Source organism: Legionella norrlandica (genome assembly GCF_000770585.1).
GTDB classification, from domain to species: domain Bacteria; phylum Pseudomonadota; class Gammaproteobacteria; order Legionellales; family Legionellaceae; genus Legionella; species Legionella norrlandica.
On record NZ_JNCF01000053.1, the window covers coordinates 1 to 20120 of the forward strand.

The following is a 20120-nucleotide window of genomic DNA, read 5'->3' on the forward strand; positions in this document are numbered from 1 at the left end:
CCAACAGCAATAATATTTGCATGGTTAAAATCCAACTTCTTCTTTTACCTAAGCTAAATAAAGAATAGCGATCTAAAATCGGTCCCCAAAAAATACGATAGGCGTAAGGCAGGCTAACCAGGCTTAACGCTCCTGTAATAAGTACTGACATACCATTATTTGCATACCATGCCTGCAAAGTACTGCTGATTAATGCCATAGGCAAGCCAGAAGAAAAGCCTAAAATGAAAACAATAAACAGACGCTTATTCATTCCCTAGATCACTCTGTATTTGGTTACTATATAGAGAAATAAAGAATTATTTTTCATATCTAAAAAGCACGTTGGTCATTTTGACCCAACATTGAGAGCTCTCCAGCATCCCATGTTGGTCAAAATGACCCAAACTACTAAAGGAATCTTTACAACCTTAAGATGTTTTTTTCACGGAAATCAAATGAATTTTAAATATTAAGGTTTCGTTAGGCCCTATTGGTCCCCCAACACTACGTGGGCCATAAGCCAAGCCTGATGGAACATAAATTTCCCAAGTAGAACCAGCTGGCATTAATTGTAAAGCTTCAGTCCATCCTGGAATTACTTGTGAAACCTGAAAAGTGGCTGGCTTGCCAGTTTTTTCGGTGCTGTCAAAAACAGTTCCATCAATGAGACGACCAGTGTACTCTACGGTTACAGTATCTGATTTTCCGGGTTTAACACCATTTCCAGAGGAAATAATTTTATATTGTAAACCACTTGGTAATGCAACGACACCTGGTTTATTCTTATTTTCAGTTAAAAAATTCTCACCTTTTACTTTGTTTTCATCAGCTTTTTTATTGAATTCAGCGGTACGCTTAGCCATCAAATCTTTCTGAAATTTATTAAGAACATCTTTCATTTGCTGATCAGTTAAAGCCAATTGAGAACCACCCATTGCATCTTGCATACCCTTTGCTAGTGCTTCTGGATTCACATCAATACCTTGGTTTTTAAAATTTTTCCCTAAATCAGCACCAATACTATATGACAATTTATCTTTATCTGTAGCTAATGATGTAGCATCGGTGGCAGCTATTGCTGTCGACATTGCTAACCCCATAACAGCTGCACTGACCAATTTCATCTTCATAAACAATCCCCTATTATAGACATAACTTAAGTTCTAATCTCGCTCATTACAATAAGTAAAACATAAAACAAAATCAAATAGCTCGCTAATTTTGCCTAAATTCTCATAAAATTACCAGTCATAAGCTATTATTTAGTTATATGATGGACTTTTTGTTAAATTTGCACATATTTTGGTTTATTTATAAAGACGGAAATATTTCCAAGATTAGAGTTTCAGACTATAAATGAGCGCAACCGAAATGTTTCTAGCCAATGATAGAACAAAAGATGCCACTTATAGATGAAGCCTAATAGACAAAAAGGCAATATCCTTCTACACTTGCTTTTAAATAAAACAAGAGATTTCAACAGAAATGAATATTAGTGTTTTTGATTTATTTTCTATAGGAATTGGGCCTTCGAGTTCGCACACTGTTGGTCCTATGTTAGCAGCCAATGCTTTTCTACGATTGCTCGAACAAAAAGATCTCTTTAATAAAACTCAAAGAATAAAAGTGGAACTCTATGGCTCACTTGCTCTGACAGGTAAAGGACATGGCACAGATAAAGCGATTTTAAATGGTCTCGAAAACAAAGCGCCAGAAACAGTCGAGCCAGAATCTATGATTCCCAGAATGCATGAAATTCTTACTTCACATTCGCTAAACTTAGCTGGAAAGAAAAATATAACTTTTAATGAAGCAACCGATTTTTTATTTTTACAAAAAGAATTATTACCCAAGCACAGTAATGGGATGTGCTTTTCTGCTTTTAATGACAGTGGTCACTTACTCGCCAATCAAGTCTATTACTCTATTGGCGGTGGCTTTATTACTACTGAAGAGGAATTTGACAAGTCTACAGCAGACACTAATCCCCCCCCTTACCCTTTTTCAACTGCAAACGAATTATTGAGGCTATGTAAAAAACATCATTTAACAATTGCCGAACTTATGCTAGTCAATGAAAAGACCTGGAGAAGTACAGCAGAAATTCATAAAGGAATTTTAGAAATTGCCAAAGTTATGGATAACTGCATCACTAACGGTTGCAAGCATGATGGTATATTACCAGGAGGACTTCATTTAAAACGCCGTGCTCCTGATTTATATAGAAAACTAATTGATCAAAAGGGTGTGAAAAGTGTTTTTGAGCAATCCGATGTTATGAATCATCTGAATCTTTATGCCATGGCTGTCAATGAAGAAAATGCAGCCGGAGGACGAATTGTAACTGCTCCAACGAACGGAGCAGCTGGAATTATCCCTGCTGTCCTTAAATATTGCCAACTGGCTCACGATAAAATGAGCAATGAAGATATCTATACTTATTTCCTAACTGCTGCAGCAATAGGAATCCTTTACAAAAAAGGAGCTTCTATTTCTGGTGCTGAAGTGGGCTGTCAAGGTGAGGTTGGTGTTGCCTCCTCTATGGCGGCTGCAGGCTTAACTGCGGTACTTGGTGGCACTATTGAGCAAGTTGAAAATGCTGCGGAAATTGCCATGGAACATCATCTGGGAATGACTTGTGATCCTGTTTTGGGGCTTGTTCAAATACCTTGCATCGAGAGAAATGCGATGGGTGCAGTGAAAGCGGTTAATGCAACCCGAATGGCGCTTATTGGTGATGGCCAACATCAAATTTCTTTAGATAAGGTCATCAAAACGATGAAGCAAACTGGAATGGACATGCAAAGTATTTATAAAGAAACATCCATGGGTGGTCTAGCTGTTAATTTGCCTGAATGTTAGACCTTAGATTAGTTTCCTTTGCTGAAAACATGAACATACCTCATCTTTCATTTTTCCTGAAATATGATAGCATGCAATCCCTTTGGGTATATGTAGATCAATAATTCATTATAAATTTATACTTAAAATTGAGGAAATTATGCCTTCTTTAAGCAATATATCGTTGTTGGCCAAGCGCTTACAAAATTGCGATCAGCAGTTCTATCAACTTTTTGACCAAAAAGAATTATCAAGAAATTTTATTCAAAAATTAGAGCAGATTAAAATCTATTACCTCTGTTCTTTTAATAAAGTGAACGATAAAGACGAAGCCATCAAAGTTATTAAAGAATACGAAGCCTTTATTAAGTTGGCCTCCCAAGTAAAATCTGGAGAAATTAATGCGGATAAGGCATTTGAGTCAATAAAACAAACAAAGCAATCTCAACAAGCAGAAATTATTTTTGCTAATTTCTTTAAAGTTTGTGAAATGATGTTTTGGGCTACAGCAGCGTTCTTCAGCTCTATGGCTTGCCTATCAATAGGCCTCCCATTAACCTCCTGTGAACCCATCCTGGGCATTACTGTGACTTTATCTACCTATTTTATGGCTTGCTATACAACAGCAAAATTTGTTGAATGCTTTGATGAATTCCAGTCTTTTGACCCTATTAAAGTGCTCAATAAAAATAAAAAAGAGGTGGTGACATTTTTCAGTAAATCGGAACACCAAGTGCCGCAAGAAAAAGATACTGCTCTGGAAGAAGAAAACATCTCAAAAAATTTATACCCTGTTTTTCAATAAATTGGATATCTATATAATAGACGCAGGTTAGGGCTGGGCTAAAACGAAGTAGCAGCTCACTCCTCCTGTCGGTGCCATGAAGTGAGTGGGCTGTTACAAAGCGAAGACCAGCTTTATCTTACTCGTCCTTGATGAGCAAATAAATCATTACGGCTAATATAGTAATAAAAATATGAAACGCAGTGGTAAGCGCCGAATTAAGCATAGGCGACATCCACATACCAAACCATTCCGCACCTATGGACATAAAAATTACTTGCCAAGTCATAAAACCTAAAGTAAGCCCTCCAATGGCCCAACTCTTAGAGTGATTAAACACTTCCGCGCTCTCGTTTCTCGCCTTGAATAATTTCCATGCTCCAATCCCAGAAAACACTGCCGTTAAACATTCCATAATAATAATGATGATAAAAGCAATATAATGCAGCGTAGGATTAGTGATTGCTCTATAAGTGATAGTGGAATTAGGGAATACATCCGTCATTGTCATCACCTTGACCACGGCAGGAAAATTAGTCGGATAATCAGTGATATTGCCAAACGCCGTTAACAAACAGAAAAATGAAACAGCAATAACAAGCAGCACTTTTGAGAATCTTATTATCATAATCCCATCCTTTGAATAAATTAATAATAAACTTCTTCATTTATCAAGCTTCCCCCCAACCGAGAAACTCTTAGACCTCTCTCCAAACTCTACACCGAATAGTTGATTCCTTAAATGATCAACTTAACCAAGATCCCCTTCAACTCTATTACCAACTCTTCTTACAGCTCTCGTATTTCTCGCAAAACGTAACAGAATATGGTTGGCTCTTATTGTTGCCTCACGTAAGGCGTTTTCAGGACTAATCAAACCAGCAAACATTGCTTCCAGAACCTCATCATTAATTCCACGAATTTGATTTTGAGGCCCAAAATGCCTAAAAGATCTCACCTGGAAATTATCTTCCAGATCAGTTCTTGCCAATAATAAAGCAGGATGCTGACTTGATTGCACAATATCCGCATAAATTCCCTTTAAGCCAAGAGGTAAATAACCAGTATGTTCATGCCAGCGCTTTTGCACTTCTGGTTTTGCAATAAATGCAAAAAATTTTGCAATCCCTCGATATTGCTTTTGTGTTTGTCCTCCGACTGCCCATAAAGCAGCGCCTCCTACTACATTGGCATGCCTGACTTTACTTGCATTAATATCCAAAGGCATGGTTGCCACCCCCAAATGAAAAGGAGTAATAGCAGACAAGCTATTATAAGCGCCAGAAGATTGGCTAAATAAGGGACACACACTGCTGGTAAATAAAATTGTGGCATCATCAACACGACCACCATAACGAAAATAATGCAAATCATGCCAACGCTTTAATCGCTGAAAATGGGAAAGCAACTGTGGGGTATGAAATGCCGCATGGGCAGGTTCGCCTTGAGTGAGGGGTAAGCCATGAATAGCCAGGTAAGATTCAAATAATACCCAACCTGGATAAGCAGTAGTATAAGTACAATCATAACCTGCTTTTTTAATTTTTTCCGCCATGATTTCCATTTCTGACCAGGTTTTTGGAAAATTGTTCTCGTTATATCCAACTTTGGCTAAAATATCCAGGTTATAATATAAAACCGGTGCAGAAAGATTAAAGGGCATTGCCATTAATTGTCCATCCCTGCTATAGAATTCACGTACTGATTGAATAAAATCATCCTTGGGCAAATTCATGCCTTGCTCGCGCATTAACAAATCAACTGGATGAATTACTCCTTCAGGTGCCAGCATAAGGGATGTGCCTACTTCAAAGATTTGCACTATTGCTGGCGCCTGATGCGCTCTAAATGCCGCTGCAAAATTAGTTAGAGTTTCAGTATAATTTCCTTTATAAACAGGCCTTATTCGGTATTCGTCTTGGCTGTTATTAAAATCATCAACCAGTAAACGGACTTCATCACCCAGATGCCCGGCCATACCATGCCAAAAAATCAATTCTATTGGCTTAGCCTGCGCTGTTATAGCGCTAAGGAAAATAAACAAGAATAAAAAAAGATAATTATGGGCTATTTTCATTTTAATAAATCTGGATAATCGCTGAAGACCGCATCAACACCCCAATTAAATAATTTTTTCGCCAAACGCTTGCGATTCACAGTGTAGGCACATACTGTATAGCCTTGTTCCTTCACGGCTTTCACACGATCGGCAGTTAATATTTTTCTATTAAAATGTATGGAATAACATTCCAATTGTTTCGCTTTCTGTAGCCAATGCTCATCCCACTCATGTAATAATAATCCTAAAGGAATTTCAGGAGCAATGCTTCGGCATAACACCAAAGCATCCCAATCAAAACAAGATAAGAGGGGTAATTCTTTATTTTGTGGCCAGTAACGATGGATATGACTTAGTACCGCAACAGTAGTTTTTTCGGCAGTTCCTGGATAAGGTTTAATTTCGATATTGGCTTGAACTTTGGAAGAGGACAACCATTTTAAAACCTCCGTAAAATGCGGAATTTTTTCTCCTTGATACTCTTTGGAAAACCAGGAGCCAGCATCAAGGGTATTAAGATAGGCAGCTTCCACTAAGCCAACCTCTCCCTTTCCATTGGTCGTACGTTTCAAATTCTCATCATGAATAATAAAAGGCTCACCATCCAGACTACACATCACATCAAACTCAATCCAGCGACATCCCAAAGACAATGCTTTATTGAAAGCTGCTATAGTATTTTCAGGGGCATAGCCTGATGCCCCTCGGTGGCCAATAATTTTTTCAAGTGACAACAAATTAGTCTCCCTGCTTGCGATTAGATGCCGCTTCGACCATTGCCGTCATTACTAATTCATTACTCACTGTTAAAGGTGCGGGAGCTGCAGCCATAGCCAATGCATTAATCTCTTTAGCCTGATAGGCTCTCGGTTGCATGGGAACACTCTCACCCTCTATAAAAACTAAGTTACTGACAGAATAATTTTGTTTAGGGTATGCTTTGTTCATCCGGGTAATTTCATCATTCACTTGTTGATACAATTGCTCACGAATCTTGGCTCGAATCCCTTGGGTTTCTTCCAGACTGGGTTTGAATTCCACACCGCTTATCTCATATTTAGCGCCAGGCTTACTCACAGATTTTGCATTTTGGTAAATATTAGTCAACGCTGATTGATCAACTCTTGCCTGCGCTTGAACATATAATTTCTCAAGGCCAGAACTATCCTGAGAGCGATCGAATTGCACCAAATGCCATTCTCCTTTCGCAATTTTATTCAAGCTATCCATAATATCAGCACGTGCCTTTACTAGATCAGCATTGCTTAATGTCGCATTAATACTCACATTTAATAAGGCTGTTTGCGTAGTAACCCATTTTTTAGCAGAAATTTGAAAAAAAATCTTATCAAGCACCAAAGGCGGCGTATCGTTATCTGCCCAAACCAAAGGGGTTAAAGTTATTAAGCCTAGCATGAAGGCAATTTTTCTCATGACATGCTCCATTTTTTACGTTCACATTCAAATTAGTGTATACCAGCAAACCTCAATACACCATACTAGTTTATACATTAGAGTACATGATTATTTTTAGTGTATTTTTTTCTCAAGATGCGCCAAATACAACCTAAACAAACGAACGGTCGGATTTGAGTGCAGGTTGAGAAAATAAACTCTCTAAAAAAGCGCAGTGTACATTAGAGTACATGAGCATTTTTAGAGTGTTTTTTTCTCAAGATGCGCCAAATACGACCGTTCGATAAGAATAACATTGATTTAATTAACGAATAGGTCTATAACTTCTCCCAAAATTATTGCAAGAGGAGCCTAAAAAATGATGTCTGTTGACAATATTAAAAATGATAACCAGGTTTTAGCTGAAGAAGATTTCCTCGAATATGCATTGTCTCATGGATTTGGTGATTTACATTTTAAGGTTGATCCGCAAACTGGTATGAAGGCTATGATTGCTATTCATAGCACTAAGCTGGGCCCTGCTTTGGGAGGATGCCGTTTTATTGAATATCCTAATACGGCGGCTGCTTTAAAAGATGCTATGCGTTTGGCTAGAGGAATGAGCTTTAAGGCTGCTTCTGTCAATTTACCTCTTGGTGGTGGTAAATCCGTCATTATAAAACCTAAGGGAGCATTTAATCGTACTGAGTATATGCATCGTTTTGGTGAATTTGTTAATGAATTGAATGGCAGGTATATCACTGCTTTGGATAGTGGCACTGAATTGAGTGACATGGATATTATTGCTGAACATACTGATTATGTAGCCAGTTTATCCAAATATAATGGAGATCCATCTCCTTTTACTGCTAAAGGAATATTGCGGGGAATTCAAGCGGCAGTTGCTTTTAAATTAGGGAACGACAGTTTGAAGGGCCTTCATATTGCGATACAGGGCTTGGGGCATGTTGGGTATGCTTTGGCTAAGGCATTATGGGAATTGGGAGCTACCCTAACTGTTGCTGACATTTCTCCAGCAGCTGTGGATATGGCTGTTCAGGAATTAGGAGCTCAGGCTGTCAGCACTGACGTTATCCACAAAGTACCTTGCGATGTATTTGCTCCTTGCGCTTTGGGTGCAATCATTAATGATCTTACTATTCCCCAGCTACAAACTACTATTATTGCTGGGGCTGCGAACAATCAACTGGCTCATACTTATCATGGTAAGATTCTACATGAAAAAGGTATTTTATTTGCAGTGGATTATGTTATTAATGCGGGAGGCCTGATATTTGCTGCCTCTAAATATTTACATACCCCTGAAGAAAAAGTGAGCGAGCAAATCGATAGTATTTATGATTCATTAACTGAGATTTTTACTCGTTCTGCTAAAGATAACTTACCAACAAGTGAAATTGCTGATACATTAGCTAAGGAAAAATTAGCTTAAACTGGTACTACTTTATGAAACATTTATCCCTTACTCCTGAGCTGTATGAATACATGCTTGATATTTCCTTACGTGAACATCCGGCATTGGCTGCTTTACGCCAGGAAACATCCACTATGGAGTTAGCCAATATGCAGGTTGCTCCTGAACAAGCGCAATTTATGCAACTGCTCATACGCTTGATTCGGGCAAAAAAAGTATTGGAACTTGGGACATTTACAGGTTATAGCGCATTAGCCATGTCTCTTGCTTTGCCGGACGATGGACAGCTAATAACCTGTGATATTAATGAGGAGTGGACTAAACACGCCCATCCTTATTGGCGCCAAGCAAAACAGGATCACAAAATTACATTGCGTCTTGGACCTGCTCTTGAAACATTAAGCTCACTACTTAATGAGGGAGGGGAACATCAATTTGATTTTATTTTTATCGATGCTGATAAAACCAACTATCTAAATTACTATGAATTCGCTTTAAAATTGATTACGCCACGGGGATTAATTGCTATAGATAATATTTTTTGGGATGGGAAGGTTATTGATCCCAATGATACAAGCGGCAAACCAGAGAAATTAAAAAATTGAATGAGTTAATTAAAAACGACTCTAGAGTATTGGTGAGCTTATTAGCTATAGCAGATGGCATGTTTTTAGTACAACCTATTTAAATTTGGAAGTATCTATTCGCCATTATTTTAAAATCTTGGTTAGGCAAATGGTGCTGCTATACATGTATGACTACAAGGAGAATGTGATAATGCAAAATAACAACCCCTGCGGATTAGATGGCTTTGCCTTTTTAGAATTTTCAGGCCCGGATAAAAACAAATTACACCAACAATTCTCTCAAATGGGCTTTCAAGCCGTAGCAAATCATAAAAATCAGGACATTACTCTTTTTAGACAAGGGGAAATCCAATTTATAGTGAATGCAGCCCCTCATTGCCAAGCCGAAGCGCATGCATCAACCCATGGAGCAGGAGCTTGCGCTATGGGATTCAAAGTGAAGGATGCCAAAGCTGCCTTTCAATATGCTATCACACATGGTGCTACTGCATTTCAAGATGCTCCCCATGCCAATCATGGTTTGCCAGCCATTCAAGCTATTGGCGGTAGCGTTATTTATTTCGTGGATGAGCAACATCAACCTTCTCTCAAGAATGGGAAATCACCTCAACAGAACCTGTTTTTGGAAATGGTTTAACAGCAATAGATCATCTCACTCACAATGTCTATCGAGGCAATATGGACAAATGGGCTAGTTTTTATGAGTCCATTTTCAATTTTAAAGAAATTCGGTTTTTTGACATCAAAGGGAAAATGACCGGCTTGGTCAGTAGAGCATTAGGCAGTCCTTGCGGCAAAATCAAAATTCCTCTCAATGAATCAAAAGACGATTTATCTCAAATTGAAGAATTTCTTCACGAATATCACGGGGAAGGTATTCAGCATATTGCTTTAAATACCAACGACATTTATAAAACAGTAAACAGCTTAAGAAAGCAAGGTGTAAAATTCCTGGATGTACCTGATACCTATTATGAAATGATCCAAGATCGCCTTCCATGGCACAAAGAACCTCTGACTCAATTAAATACCGAGAAAATTCTAATCGATGGAGAAGTTGATCCCAAAGGTGGGTTGCTGTTACAAATTTTCACAGAGAATATTTTTGGACCAGTTTTCTTTGAAATTATTCAACGCAAAGGCAACCAAGGATTTGGTGAAGGAAACTTTCAAGCATTGTTTGAAGCGATTGAAAGGGATCAAGTCAGACGTGGTACATTAAAAGAATTAAGCTAAGAGGTTTTTATGAAACTTGCCAGTTTAAAATCCGCTCAATCTCGTGATGGAGAACTTTGTGTGGTTAACAGATTGTTGACCACTGCTACAAAAGTCCCACACATTGCGCCAACCCTTCAATATGCCTTAGATCATTGGGATGTTCTCGAATCCCAATTGCAGCAAGTTTATCAACAATTAAATGACAATCTTATTGTGGATGCCTTTGCTTTTGATTCTAAATTATGTGCTTCGCCATTGCCTCGAGCTTATCAATGGGCAGATGGGAGTGCTTATGTAAACCATGTCGAGTTAGTTCGTAAAGCAAGGGGTGCAGAAATGCCTGCAGATTTTTGGACTAATCCGCTAATGTACCAAGGAGGCTCTGATGCCTTTTTAGGCCCGAGAGATCCCATTCTAGTAGACTCGGAAAGCTATGGGATTGATTTCGAATCAGAAATAGCAGTCATAACAAACGATGTTCCAATGGGGATAGATCATAAAAATGCTGCTCGTCATATCAAATTGTTAATGTTAGTCAATGACGTTTCTCTACGTAATCTGATACCTGAGGAACTGGCCAAAGGGTTCGGATTTTTTCAATCCAAACCTGCTAGCAGTTTTTCTCCTGTAGCAATCACTCCTGATGAACTAGGATTACATTGGGATGGAGAGCGCGTTAATTTGCCATTAAACAGCTATTTGAATGGGCAATTATTTGGCCAACCTAATGCTGGCATTGATATGACCTTTTCTTTTCCCGAGCTCATACAGCATGCGGCAAAAACAAGACAGTTGAGCACAGGTACTATTATAGGCTCAGGAACAGTGTCTAATCGTGATCGCAGCAAGGGCTCTTCTTGTATTGCTGAAAAGCGGATGTTGGAAATTATAGAATTTGGACAAGCGAAAACACCATTTATGCACTTTGGAGACAAAATTCGCATTGAAATGTTTGATACTCATGGAAATAGCCTGTTTGGTGCCATAGACCAGGTGATTGAGCAGTACCATAAGGATTTCCTATGATACTTTACGACTATTACCGCTCCACCGCTTGTTATCGAGTTAGAATCGCACTTAACTTAAAAAAAATTGCATACGAAAAAACAGAAGTGCATCTGTTAAATAATGGCGGTGAACAGCACAGCGCAAAATATCATCAAATCAATCCACAAGAACTAGTCCCAAGTTTAGACATTAATGGCCGCATCTTAAGTCAATCATTAGCAATACTTGATTATTTGGAAGAAACTTATCCTGAAATACCTTTACTTCCCAACGATCCTTTTATAAAAGCCACTTTAAAATCCTTGGCTTTAATGGTGGCTTGTGACATGCACCCTATGAATAATTTAAGAGTGCTAACACGCTTAAAAGAGCAATTTAAGGCCAGTGAAGATCAAGTGCTGGATTGGTATCATCATTGGTTAAAAGCAGGATTTGACGCCTTTGAAGAACGGCTTACTCTTTTGGAGCGTGAAAAACCAGTCTGTTTTGGAGATGAAATCAGTCTTGCAGATGTTTGCTTAATCCCTCAGGTTTACAATGCGAAACGATTTCATTTTGATATGGCAAATTACCCTATAATCAATAAAATTAATGAGTACTGTTTAGCAATACCAGCGTTTCATAATGCAGCACCAGAAACGAAATGATCCGTCCAAAATTACTCTCTTAATATTCTATTTGTTGGGCCAAATGGCCCCTAAACCCCAACTGTTCACGCTGTATCGCCGGAATGCCAATTAAAACCATGCTCTACCCAATTCAACAGTTATCACCCCTTGTGGAGTTTTCTCCAACATACTCCAAACAGTTTTACAACGTTGTAAATGGCCAATTAAGACATTTTGATAATTACAACGATAACGTACTGGCATTGAATCATAAAGTTCATTGGAATCAATAGCAATACAAAACTCACCATTGATCAACTCTATAGCCCAGGGGAGAGTGCGAGACATATCTAAAGTCTTGTGATGCTCATTATTTAGAGGAACACTGACATCAATTTGTATACTATCTCCAACCCATGGCGATTGAGGACATATAACTTCCATTTTTTTACCACCTGCTTTTGCAAAACAAGGATCAAATAATTGACCTTCTGCCTGACAACGCCACGCATCTTCGCGTATAATTAACCGAGACTGTTCATAACATTGACCAGATAATTTTTTCTTAACTATAGGTGGCGCTTGGTCATATACCTCACCAAAAGGTCTATATAACTTTAGCACGGTATCACCAGCATGAGCTAAAAAAGAATAAAAACATAGCAATGCCAGTAAAACTCTTTGTAACATGGTGTTCCCCCACATATTTTATTTGGTGTATTATCACGTATTAAAATCAGGGCTTAGAAAATACAGCAGAGAAGACAATGCTTTCCAAGCCCGAATTAATCGTTTTCGATTTTGGAGTATATAATGACAGAAGTCTTTACTATAAAACAATGTCTTGACGGTGAAATCAGCATTGATGAAACCGTTACTGTAAGAGGTTGGGTAAAAACACGGCGAGACTCAAAATCTGGCTTATCTTTTATCAGTCTGCACGATGGCTCTTGCTTTTCTCCTATACAAATTGTAGCTACTGACCAGCTGAATAACTATCATCAGGAAGTTTTAAAACTCACAGCTGGTTGTTCCATGATAGCTACTGGGAAATTAATCGCATCCCAAGGGAAAGGGCAATTTTTTGAGATTCAGGCTAAACACATTGAAGTAGTTGGCTGGGTCGAAAATCCGGACAGCTATCCTATTCAAGCGAAACGACATACCCTAGAATTTTTAAGGGAAGTAGCACATCTCCGGCCCAGAACCAATACGATAAGTGCAGTCACTCGAGTCCGTCACTGTTTGGCACAAGCCATTCACCGCTTTTACCACGAACGAGGTTTTTTTTGGATTCATACTCCTATTATTACCCCCAGTGACTGTGAAGGAGCTGGCGAATTATTCAGGGTATCCACACTGGATTTATTAAATATACCCAAAAATGAACAAGGGCAAATTGATTTCAGTAAAGACTTTTTTGGCAGGGAAACATTCTTGACTGTTTCTGGCCAATTAAATGTTGAAGCCTATTGTATGGCTATGTCGAAAGTATATACCTTTGGCCCCACTTTCCGTGCCGAAAACTCTAATACTAGCCGACACCTAGCTGAATTCTGGATGATTGAACCAGAAATTGCTTTTGCAAATCTGCAAGATATTTGTGAGCTCAGCCAAAGTATGTTGCGGTATCTGTGTAAAGTAGTTCTTGAAGAACGTGCTGATGATATGGACTTTTTTAACCAATTTGTTGCTCCAGGATGTATTCAGCGATTGGAACATATTGTTAACTCCGAATTTGAAATTATGACCTATACAGATGCTATAAAAGCCCTTGAGAATAGTGATCAAAAATTTGAATTCCCAGTGACCTGGGGGCTTGATTTACAATCAGAGCATGAACGTTATCTGGCTGAAGTGCTTTGTAAAAAACCTGTGATTCTGACTAATTATCCACAGGAAATTAAAGGTTTTTATATGCGTCTTAACGATGATGGCAAAACAGTCGCCGCTATGGACGTTCTTGCACCTGGCATAGGAGAAATCATTGGAGGCAGTCAACGCGAAGAACGTTTAGAAATATTGGATAAACGCCTGGAAGAATGCAATCTGAATAAAGAGCATTATCAATGGTATAGAGATCTGCGCCGCTACGGCACTGTTCCTCATGCCGGATTTGGTCTTGGTTTTGAACGTTTAATCAGTTATGTCACCGGAGTGGCCAATGTGCGAGACGTCATACCATTCCCCCGCACGCCAGGTCATGCGGATTATTAGTCTTTTGTAGCTTTGTAGCGGGTGCCCGAATAAAAATCCAGGTTTAAAACTTCACACAAGTTCCTGGTTTCACTTCACTGCACCCTACGAGTTAGTTATTACACCCACTCTCTCTACTACACTTAGTTTCTTAGTGTAAATCTTGAAGCATCCTCAGCTTGCTCGTCTTGAGTTTCATGCTGAGCAGATTCTTTAGATGTTGTATCTAATTTTGTTTTTTGGGGTGAATTAAGGGGGGAAGATGAAATTAGTTTACCCATATCAGTTAATTCATAAGCTCCCCTATTAAAAAAAGCAAGACCTGGTATTATTCCTTTTTGAACAAGAAAGGAAGGCTTGCCATTATTATTTCCCAGCTGTTCCTGAAGCAATGGAGGACATGATAATGAACGATTTCTTTTAGGCATCATAATATGAGAGATGCCACTCTCATTAGGAACAGAAGAGAAATCACTGTCTTGCTTGATTTTTGCCTTTACTTCCATTGTCTTACTCTTATCACTTTTGGTATACATTTAATAGCTCCTTTATCTAGTCTCTTCTTTTGTTTGTAAAGTTCCTTCATGCAAAATTAATACTTTATCCATGCGTTCTGCGATCTGTTGATCATGCGTTACTATAACCAGCGCAGTATCCATTTTTTTATTGAGATCCAACATCAAATCAAACACCTTACTTGCTGTTGCCTCATCCAAATTCCCTGTTGGTTCGTCTGCCAATACACAATCAGGTTGATGTACTAAAGCCCTTGCGATAGCAACCCTCTGTCGCTCCCCACCAGATAACTGTGAAGGTTTATGCTCCAGTCTTAATTTAAGACCTACCTGTTCTAACATATTGCTAGCCTTTACCTCAGCATTTTTTACTGTCATGCCAGTTAGCAGTAAAGGCATCATCACATTTTCCAGAGCAGTAAACTCTGGTAACAAATGATGAAATTGATAAACAAAACCCAACCGTTGATTACGTAATTGACATCGCTGTTTTTCCCTTATTTTTTGCCAATTAATATTACCTAGTACAACTGAACCGCTACTCGGTTTGTCAAGACCACCCAACAAATGCAAAAGAGTGCTTTTTCCACACCCTGATGGCCCAATAATAGCTATCCTATCGCCTTTTTCTATAGACAAGTCAATTCCCTTTAATACTTCTACTTTGGAGGAACCATCATGATAAGACTTATACAATTTTTGACTTGTTAAAATAATATCATTCATAATGCAATGCCTCCGCAATAACCGTTTTTGATGCTCGCCAAGCTGGGTAAATGGTTGCCGCGAAACTCATTAATAATGCCATTGCACAAACTTGCCAAAGATCACGAAACAGGATCTTGGAAGGTAAGTAATCAACAAAATAGATGCTTGAAGACAATACTTTAACATGGAAAAAAGACTGTAGAGCATTTACTATTTCAGTAGCATTATTAGCTAATAGCAAACCACCCAATAACCCAAGGATTGTGCCGACAATACCGACCATCATGCCTTGTACAATAAATATCCATAAAATGATTGATGGCGTGGCGCCAATGGTTCTTAAAATAGCAATTTCTGCTTGCTTATCATTAACCACCATAACCAAAGAAGAAACCAGATTAAAAGCAGCTACTGCGATGATAAGTAATAAGATCATGAACATCATAGTTTTTTCCATTTTGACAGCTTCAAAAAAAGCGCCAAATTGCTGTGTCCAATTTCCTACTTGGTATTCTTCTCCCAAAAGATTAGAGAGCTTATAAGATAATTCAGGCGCTCGATACACATTATCAATTTTCATTTTAATCCCAGTCACATCATTATGTAACTGCATTAACTTTTGAGCATCTTCAATATTAATAAAAGCGAGTTTCGTATCAAAATTAAAACCAGTGCCTGCAGAAAAAACTCCCATAACTGTGAAACGCTTAAACCGGGGAATCATTCCGGCAGGAGTCACTGTGGCTTCCGGGATCATAATAGTCACTTTATCTCCCAACATTACTCCCAGGCTGTCTGCAAGCCCTTTTCCTAGAATGATCCCAAAATGTTTGAGATTTTTCATATCCCCAGCCAGTAACTTATTATTAAGATGAGTCACCGTTTGTTCTTTTTCCGGCAAAATACCAGTTAACACTATCGGCAATACCTGACCTTCATGAGTTAACAGACCTTGAGTTCCAACATAAGGGGCAATTGCTTTTATTCCTGGGACAGTTTCAATTTTTTTAGCCAGATTAGGCCAATCACTTAATCGTTCATTTGGACCGGTAATGGTAATTTCAGGTGCCATACCAAAAAACGACGATGAATTTCCAGATCAAATCCATTCATAACTGATAAAACGGTAATTAATACCATCACTCCCATACCAATACCCAACATGGAGCTTAAGGAAATAAAAGAAACAAAGTGATTTTTCTTTCGTGAACGCGTATAACGCAGTCCGATAAAAAGAGCTAATGGTTTATACATAATCGTATTAAGTTGTATTAAAGTTAATATTGTACAGTACTTACAGAAAAGACCAAGGTTAATACAAAAAGATTTTCATAGAGAGTTATTAATCATCCATCATCAGACAACTCACACAGTTATCCACAGAATCTGTGGATATTTATAATTAGCGTCAACCATCTTAAGAATCATAAGAAATAGCTGACTGTAAAGATTACCTATAAAAAATGCGGTATGCCGCGAACAAATCGCGACATAAGTATAGGAGGTTATTAACAGAACATGTTAATTAAAGCTCTATTTCAGAGATGCCCCTGGTTTCTGTATTAAATCTTGTTCGGCTTGTTCTACTGCTTGAATAGAGGCTGACCTTGCATAAGGAAAAAACGTATTAACATTTCCAAAAGTAACCGTCCAGATAACCGCATTAACCAGAGTTTTTAGTAAATTTTTGAGATAATCACCCCAGCCTAGATCCTTCTCTAATATGGGCTTTGCTTTGTTTATTGCTGTTTCACATTTCTGTTTAAATTGTTTACCGGCGTTTTCTATATCAGTATGTGGATTTTTTAAATCAATTTCATATTCATTTCGGGCACTTTCCAAAGCAAGCAATAATTTTTCTGCTGCTTTAATAGCCTTTGAAGCATGATGTTGGTCCACTTGGCCAATTTTATCCCGAAGAGTTCCTATTGCAGCATCAACTTTAGACATTGTTATAGTGATCATTTGTTGTTTACGCTGCTCGGCTTCCTTCAGTTTGCGTTGNTCTTCTTCNTGCTTGCGCTGCTCGGCTTCCTTCANCTTTGCGTTGNTCTTCTTCGTGCTTNCGCTGCTCCTCAAGGTACTTTTCTCTTTCTACGCGCTGTTGTTCTATAAGAAGATCATACTGCGTAACAAATTTTTTCATACCGTCCACTTTGTCAAGTAATAAAGCAAAAGGAGCTTTATTGAGATGCCCTGTAGGACAAATAGAGCCAACTAATAAGGAAGGTTTGGAATTAGCTGCTTGAAGTTTATCTCCTTCAATACCGAGAACCTCCTCCCTATCTTTCTTATATTGTCTAAAACTAATATCGTATTCTTCTAGTAAGGAAGCTGTATCGTCAGTTTTTAAAAGATGGTAGTGCCCAGCCAACACATCTAACACAACTTCCATTTTAGGTATTTCCTCATCCCCTTCTATTTCTTTAATTTTTCCAGCACTTGCGTTGTAAATAGTTACAGGTTGATTCAAATATCGAATAACTGGCGTTATATCATCTTGAGATAACTTAGTTCCTGGTGTTGCGAAACGTAGGCAATAATTGCGATAACCTTCGCTTTTCCAAAAAGCAATTAAGGCTCTATCTATATCCTTCTCATTGTCGGTAAAATATTTTTCAAACCGTCTTTCTGACTCTGTTAAAACTCCTTCTTTGGGACGAGCAACGCAATACTCGAGAAAGTATTCATTGGCACTATACAATACTCCCTCTGGACCCGATAACAAATCTTCTTTAGCTACCGCCAAACGAAAATCCAAGTAATTTTTAAAGCTACCTATCACATTCTCTTGCATGGAATCACGAATTCCAAGATTTTGAGACATTTGACTGGCAAACCATTCACGCATCAGAAACCCCAGAACCAGAGTTTTTTCTACAATAAAATTAGAAGAAATAGATTCTTCTGGTTTTTTACGTTTTGAATATTCACTAAATAAAGATAAAGAATCAAAATCAGGAAATCTCTTTTGCAAATCTGAAGCATAACTTTGATCACCCAAAATGGATTTAAAAGTAAAAAGATCTTTCGGTAAAGGTAGTTTATTTGCAAGAAGATGTATTGCATAAGTATGAAAAAAACAATTGTCAAAGGCACCTGAAACATCTAAAGATTCTTTTATTCTGGTTGGTAAAAATTTGGGCATCGCTACATCCTAATTTATTGGTTCATATATTTATGTTAAATATATTATAGAGTGGAATCATTAATAAAATATTAAGGGCGTCATAACGGCAATCTGACCAAAAAAACTCATGGTTCTGATTGGCATTGGAGGTAGATGTTTTCAAGATTGAGGCTGGCTCAGAGGGGAAGAAGGCTTTTTTAAAAGCAGCCAGACCATCCATGCGGCGCAGATAATTGGGTAGCGGTGGAGCTACTATTGAACCGCTTAAAATATTAGTTCTTAGTTATTCAGGAATTACCTGGTTTGATTTGCTCCTCATCACTTTCATCTGGCTTTGGTTGTTCTTCTGATTGTTGTTTGGCTGGCTCTTCTTTCTTGATGTTTACTAATTGTTCTTTAACAGTCTCAATACCCGCTTGCAAGTCTCGATTATGATATGTAAATTCCCTGGAAGAATCTGTTTTTCCATAAAATAATAAATTGCCATCCAGCACGGATTGACCAATTCGTTCTGCTAAATTTCCCGCACTAGGGTGTCTGTCACGATGGACAACTGCATGACTTATATTGAAAATCCCTAAAGTTACTATGGCCAATATCGTATTGGTAAGTGCGAATAAAATGGCATCACCCACAGGATTACGCCTTTTTTTCAAAACATGGCTGACTGCTTGTTCTTCGCGCTCTATATTTTTCATGTTAAAAGAAGCGTCTTTACCTTCTGCCGCGTCCAATAAGACTCTAATACTTTCCTTAACAACAGCAGTCTTATATTGCTGTATTGGTTGTTCTATTTCTGCAGTTTTCGCAGAGTCCTTCCAATCGGCAGTAATGTTCTCCTGGAATGACTTAGTTTTAGCATGCACATTTTCTATCGTTGTTTTTATTATTCTCTGTTGTTCTACCCCTAAAGCTTTAAATTTTTTCTGTTGTTCTTCGTCTAATGAATTAATTATATGGTAAAATTCAAGCTGTTTTTCTGAATATTTATTAACCATCTGAGTAATGAAACCAATTGTTTCTACAGGGAAGAAATTATGGCTCTCAACCACTTTATTAGTCATCTTATCCACTTCATCTAACACATTAGCACATAATTGAAACGATATTGAATCTAGTATAAATTTTTGTTTATCTGATAAACTTTCTTTTTCGATCTCAAAATTTCTAAATCGCAGGTCTTTATCTTTAGTTATCATTGCTTGAAAAATTTTATTTGTAGACTCTAAATTTGACTTTAAATTACCCTGATTGTCAAAATAATTCTCTAAAAAATCATCTAATGTGTTCTGATTGACCTCCTCCACTCCTAACAAATCATAGCGAGCTTTAACGCCTTGTAATACAAACCCAGGATTAAGGATAAGGTTTTGTAATTGCAAACTAAGAAGATTGTCTGCTTCTTTTAAAAGATTTGCTATAGTTGTATTTACAAGTTCCACTTTTCCTCCCCCATTTTTCCTCTTGCCACATCTTTTATAGCGTCTGCAGTGTCCAGTGAATTGCCATATTCAGCACCTTGAAAACCATGAAATTTATGGTTAGGCATTTTTAATTTATGATTAGGCATTTTTTATGCTCCGAAAAGATCACTATATATATATATTGTAGTAAATTAAAATTAAAAAAATATTAATTAGGTAACGTCCCTGAA

General features: G+C 37.9%; 18 protein-coding genes and 4 pseudogenes. 8 read left to right on the forward strand and 14 right to left on the reverse strand.

The genetic code is table 11. The features are described from left to right. Together OK13_RS10870 and mip are read right to left on the reverse strand one after the other, a co-directional pair. Window positions 1–253: pseudogene (locus OK13_RS10870) on the reverse strand (AmpG family muropeptide MFS transporter); the annotation flags it as partial. A 157-nt stretch (window positions 254–410) separates the two neighbouring features. Further along, on the reverse strand, window positions 411–1112 hold the full coding sequence (mip, locus tag OK13_RS10875; RefSeq protein ID WP_035890793.1) for a macrophage infectivity potentiator Mip: 702 nt from the start codon (window positions 1110–1112) through the stop codon (window positions 411–413). 355 nt (window positions 1113–1467) lie between these two features. Between mip and OK13_RS10880 the strand changes: the two genes are divergently transcribed. Next, the gene (locus OK13_RS10880; RefSeq protein ID WP_035890794.1) at window positions 1468–2844 is read left to right on the forward strand and encodes an L-serine ammonia-lyase; all 1377 of its coding nucleotides are present in this window, start codon (window positions 1468–1470) and stop codon (window positions 2842–2844) included. A 139-nt stretch (window positions 2845–2983) separates the two neighbouring features. Then, the gene (locus tag OK13_RS10885; protein WP_035890795.1) at window positions 2984–3628 is read left to right on the forward strand and encodes a DUF5638 domain-containing protein; all 645 of its coding nucleotides are present in this window, start codon (window positions 2984–2986) and stop codon (window positions 3626–3628) included. 118 nt (window positions 3629–3746) lie between these two features. Here OK13_RS10885 and OK13_RS10890 read toward each other — a convergent pair whose 3' ends face one another. The 4 genes from OK13_RS10890 to OK13_RS10905 all read right to left on the reverse strand — a co-directional run bounded on the left by OK13_RS10890 (window position 3747) and on the right by OK13_RS10905 (window position 7100). Continuing rightward, the gene (locus tag OK13_RS10890; protein WP_035890796.1) at window positions 3747–4235 is read right to left on the reverse strand and encodes a DUF2165 family protein; all 489 of its coding nucleotides are present in this window, start codon (window positions 4233–4235) and stop codon (window positions 3747–3749) included. A gap of 123 nt (window positions 4236–4358) precedes the next feature. Continuing rightward, window positions 4359–5684 carry an extracellular solute-binding protein gene (locus OK13_RS10895; protein ID WP_035890797.1) on the reverse strand — a complete coding sequence of 442 codons (1326 nt, stop codon included), beginning with the start codon at window positions 5682–5684 and terminating at the stop codon, window positions 4359–4361. Then, a complete protein-coding gene (gene ugpQ, locus OK13_RS10900) occupies window positions 5681–6400 on the reverse strand; it encodes a glycerophosphodiester phosphodiesterase (RefSeq protein WP_035890807.1) in 720 nt (239 codons plus the stop codon). Before ugpQ ends, OK13_RS10895 begins: the two co-directional genes overlap by 4 nt. A gap of 4 nt (window positions 6401–6404) precedes the next feature. Next, on the reverse strand, window positions 6405–7100 hold the full coding sequence (locus tag OK13_RS10905) for a hypothetical protein (protein WP_035890798.1): 696 nt from the start codon (window positions 7098–7100) through the stop codon (window positions 6405–6407). A 340-nt stretch (window positions 7101–7440) separates the two neighbouring features. Here OK13_RS10905 and OK13_RS10910 point away from each other — a divergent pair, with 340 nt between their 5' ends. The 5 genes and pseudogenes from OK13_RS10910 (at window position 7441) to maiA (ending at window position 11956) form a co-directional block, all read left to right on the forward strand. Continuing rightward, complete coding sequence (locus OK13_RS10910; protein ID WP_035890799.1) at window positions 7441–8514, forward strand: Leu/Phe/Val dehydrogenase; 1074 nt, start codon at window positions 7441–7443, stop codon at window positions 8512–8514. 14 nt (window positions 8515–8528) lie between these two features. Then, window positions 8529–9184: pseudogene (locus OK13_RS10915) on the forward strand (class I SAM-dependent methyltransferase). Window positions 9185–9273: 89 nt separating this feature from the next. Then, window positions 9274–10319 (forward strand): annotated as a pseudogene (hppD, locus tag OK13_RS10920) (4-hydroxyphenylpyruvate dioxygenase). Window positions 10320–10328: 9 nt separating this feature from the next. After that, the gene (locus OK13_RS10925) at window positions 10329–11327 is read left to right on the forward strand and encodes a fumarylacetoacetate hydrolase family protein (RefSeq protein ID WP_035890800.1); all 999 of its coding nucleotides are present in this window, start codon (window positions 10329–10331) and stop codon (window positions 11325–11327) included. Further along, entirely contained in the window at window positions 11324–11956 is a 633-nt protein-coding gene (gene maiA, locus OK13_RS10930; protein ID WP_035890801.1) for a maleylacetoacetate isomerase, read from the forward strand. Before OK13_RS10925 ends, maiA begins: the two co-directional genes overlap by 4 nt. Window positions 11957–12046: 90 nt before the next feature. Here maiA and OK13_RS10935 read toward each other — a convergent pair whose 3' ends face one another. After that, on the reverse strand, window positions 12047–12607 hold the full coding sequence (locus OK13_RS10935) for a hypothetical protein (protein WP_035890802.1): 561 nt from the start codon (window positions 12605–12607) through the stop codon (window positions 12047–12049). 123 nt (window positions 12608–12730) lie between these two features. Here OK13_RS10935 and asnS point away from each other — a divergent pair, with 123 nt between their 5' ends. Then, window positions 12731–14134 (forward strand): asparagine--tRNA ligase, encoded by a 1404-nt coding sequence (gene asnS / locus OK13_RS10940; RefSeq protein WP_035890803.1) that lies wholly within the window; start codon window positions 12731–12733, stop codon window positions 14132–14134. A 122-nt stretch (window positions 14135–14256) separates the two neighbouring features. Here the strand turns inward: asnS and OK13_RS10945 are convergent, their stop codons facing one another. From OK13_RS10945 to OK13_RS14580, 7 genes and pseudogenes are all read right to left on the reverse strand, one after another. Next, complete coding sequence (locus tag OK13_RS10945) at window positions 14257–14649, reverse strand: hypothetical protein (RefSeq protein WP_035890804.1); 393 nt, start codon at window positions 14647–14649, stop codon at window positions 14257–14259. Between the two features lie 12 nt (window positions 14650–14661). After that, entirely contained in the window at window positions 14662–15354 is a 693-nt protein-coding gene (gene lolD / locus OK13_RS10950; protein WP_035890805.1) for a lipoprotein-releasing ABC transporter ATP-binding protein LolD, read from the reverse strand. Then, a pseudogene (locus OK13_RS10955) lies at window positions 15347–16590 on the reverse strand (lipoprotein-releasing ABC transporter permease subunit). Before OK13_RS10955 ends, lolD begins: the two are co-directional and overlap by 8 nt. A 279-nt stretch (window positions 16591–16869) precedes the next feature. After that, window positions 16870–17286: a hypothetical protein gene (locus tag OK13_RS10960; protein WP_152571684.1), complete on the reverse strand. Its 417-nt coding sequence runs from the start codon at window positions 17284–17286 to the stop codon at window positions 16870–16872. A 22-nt stretch (window positions 17287–17308) separates the two neighbouring features. Next, window positions 17309–18484: a Dot/Icm T4SS effector Ceg23 gene (gene ceg23 / locus OK13_RS16200; protein ID WP_052117665.1), complete on the reverse strand. Its 1176-nt coding sequence runs from the start codon at window positions 18482–18484 to the stop codon at window positions 17309–17311. A 269-nt stretch (window positions 18485–18753) separates the two neighbouring features. Further along, window positions 18754–19908: a hypothetical protein gene (locus OK13_RS10970; RefSeq protein ID WP_035890806.1), complete on the reverse strand. Its 1155-nt coding sequence runs from the start codon at window positions 19906–19908 to the stop codon at window positions 18754–18756. Next, a complete protein-coding gene (locus OK13_RS14580; RefSeq protein ID WP_160264748.1) occupies window positions 19896–20036 on the reverse strand; it encodes a hypothetical protein in 141 nt (46 codons plus the stop codon). Before OK13_RS14580 ends, OK13_RS10970 begins: the two co-directional genes overlap by 13 nt. Window positions 20037–20120: the final 84 nt, after the last annotated feature.

Coding starts and splice junctions, on each gene's coding strand:
- mip (WP_035890793.1), bottom strand. CDS start 1,112: ATGAAGATGAAATTGGTCAGTGCAGCTGTTATGGGGTTAGCAATGTCG.
- OK13_RS10880 (WP_035890794.1), top strand. CDS start 1,468: ATGAATATTAGTGTTTTTGATTTATTTTCTATAGGAATTGGGCCTTCG.
- OK13_RS10885 (WP_035890795.1), top strand. CDS start 2,984: ATGCCTTCTTTAAGCAATATATCGTTGTTGGCCAAGCGCTTACAAAAT.
- OK13_RS10890 (WP_035890796.1), bottom strand. CDS start 4,235: ATGATAATAAGATTCTCAAAAGTGCTGCTTGTTATTGCTGTTTCATTT.
- OK13_RS10895 (WP_035890797.1), bottom strand. CDS start 5,684: ATGAAAATAGCCCATAATTATCTTTTTTTATTCTTGTTTATTTTCCTT.
- OK13_RS10905 (WP_035890798.1), bottom strand. CDS start 7,100: ATGAGAAAAATTGCCTTCATGCTAGGCTTAATAACTTTAACCCCTTTG.
- OK13_RS10910 (WP_035890799.1), top strand. CDS start 7,441: ATGATGTCTGTTGACAATATTAAAAATGATAACCAGGTTTTAGCTGAA.
- OK13_RS10925 (WP_035890800.1), top strand. CDS start 10,329: ATGAAACTTGCCAGTTTAAAATCCGCTCAATCTCGTGATGGAGAACTT.
- maiA (WP_035890801.1), top strand. CDS start 11,324: ATGATACTTTACGACTATTACCGCTCCACCGCTTGTTATCGAGTTAGA.
- OK13_RS10935 (WP_035890802.1), bottom strand. CDS start 12,607: ATGTTACAAAGAGTTTTACTGGCATTGCTATGTTTTTATTCTTTTTTA.
- asnS (WP_035890803.1), top strand. CDS start 12,731: ATGACAGAAGTCTTTACTATAAAACAATGTCTTGACGGTGAAATCAGC.
- OK13_RS10945 (WP_035890804.1), bottom strand. CDS start 14,649: ATGTATACCAAAAGTGATAAGAGTAAGACAATGGAAGTAAAGGCAAAA.
- lolD (WP_035890805.1), bottom strand. CDS start 15,354: ATGAATGATATTATTTTAACAAGTCAAAAATTGTATAAGTCTTATCAT.
- OK13_RS10960 (WP_152571684.1), bottom strand. CDS start 17,286: ATGTCTAAAGTTGATGCTGCAATAGGAACTCTTCGGGATAAAATTGGC.
- OK13_RS14580 (WP_160264748.1), bottom strand. CDS start 20,036: ATGCCTAATCATAAATTAAAAATGCCTAACCATAAATTTCATGGTTTT.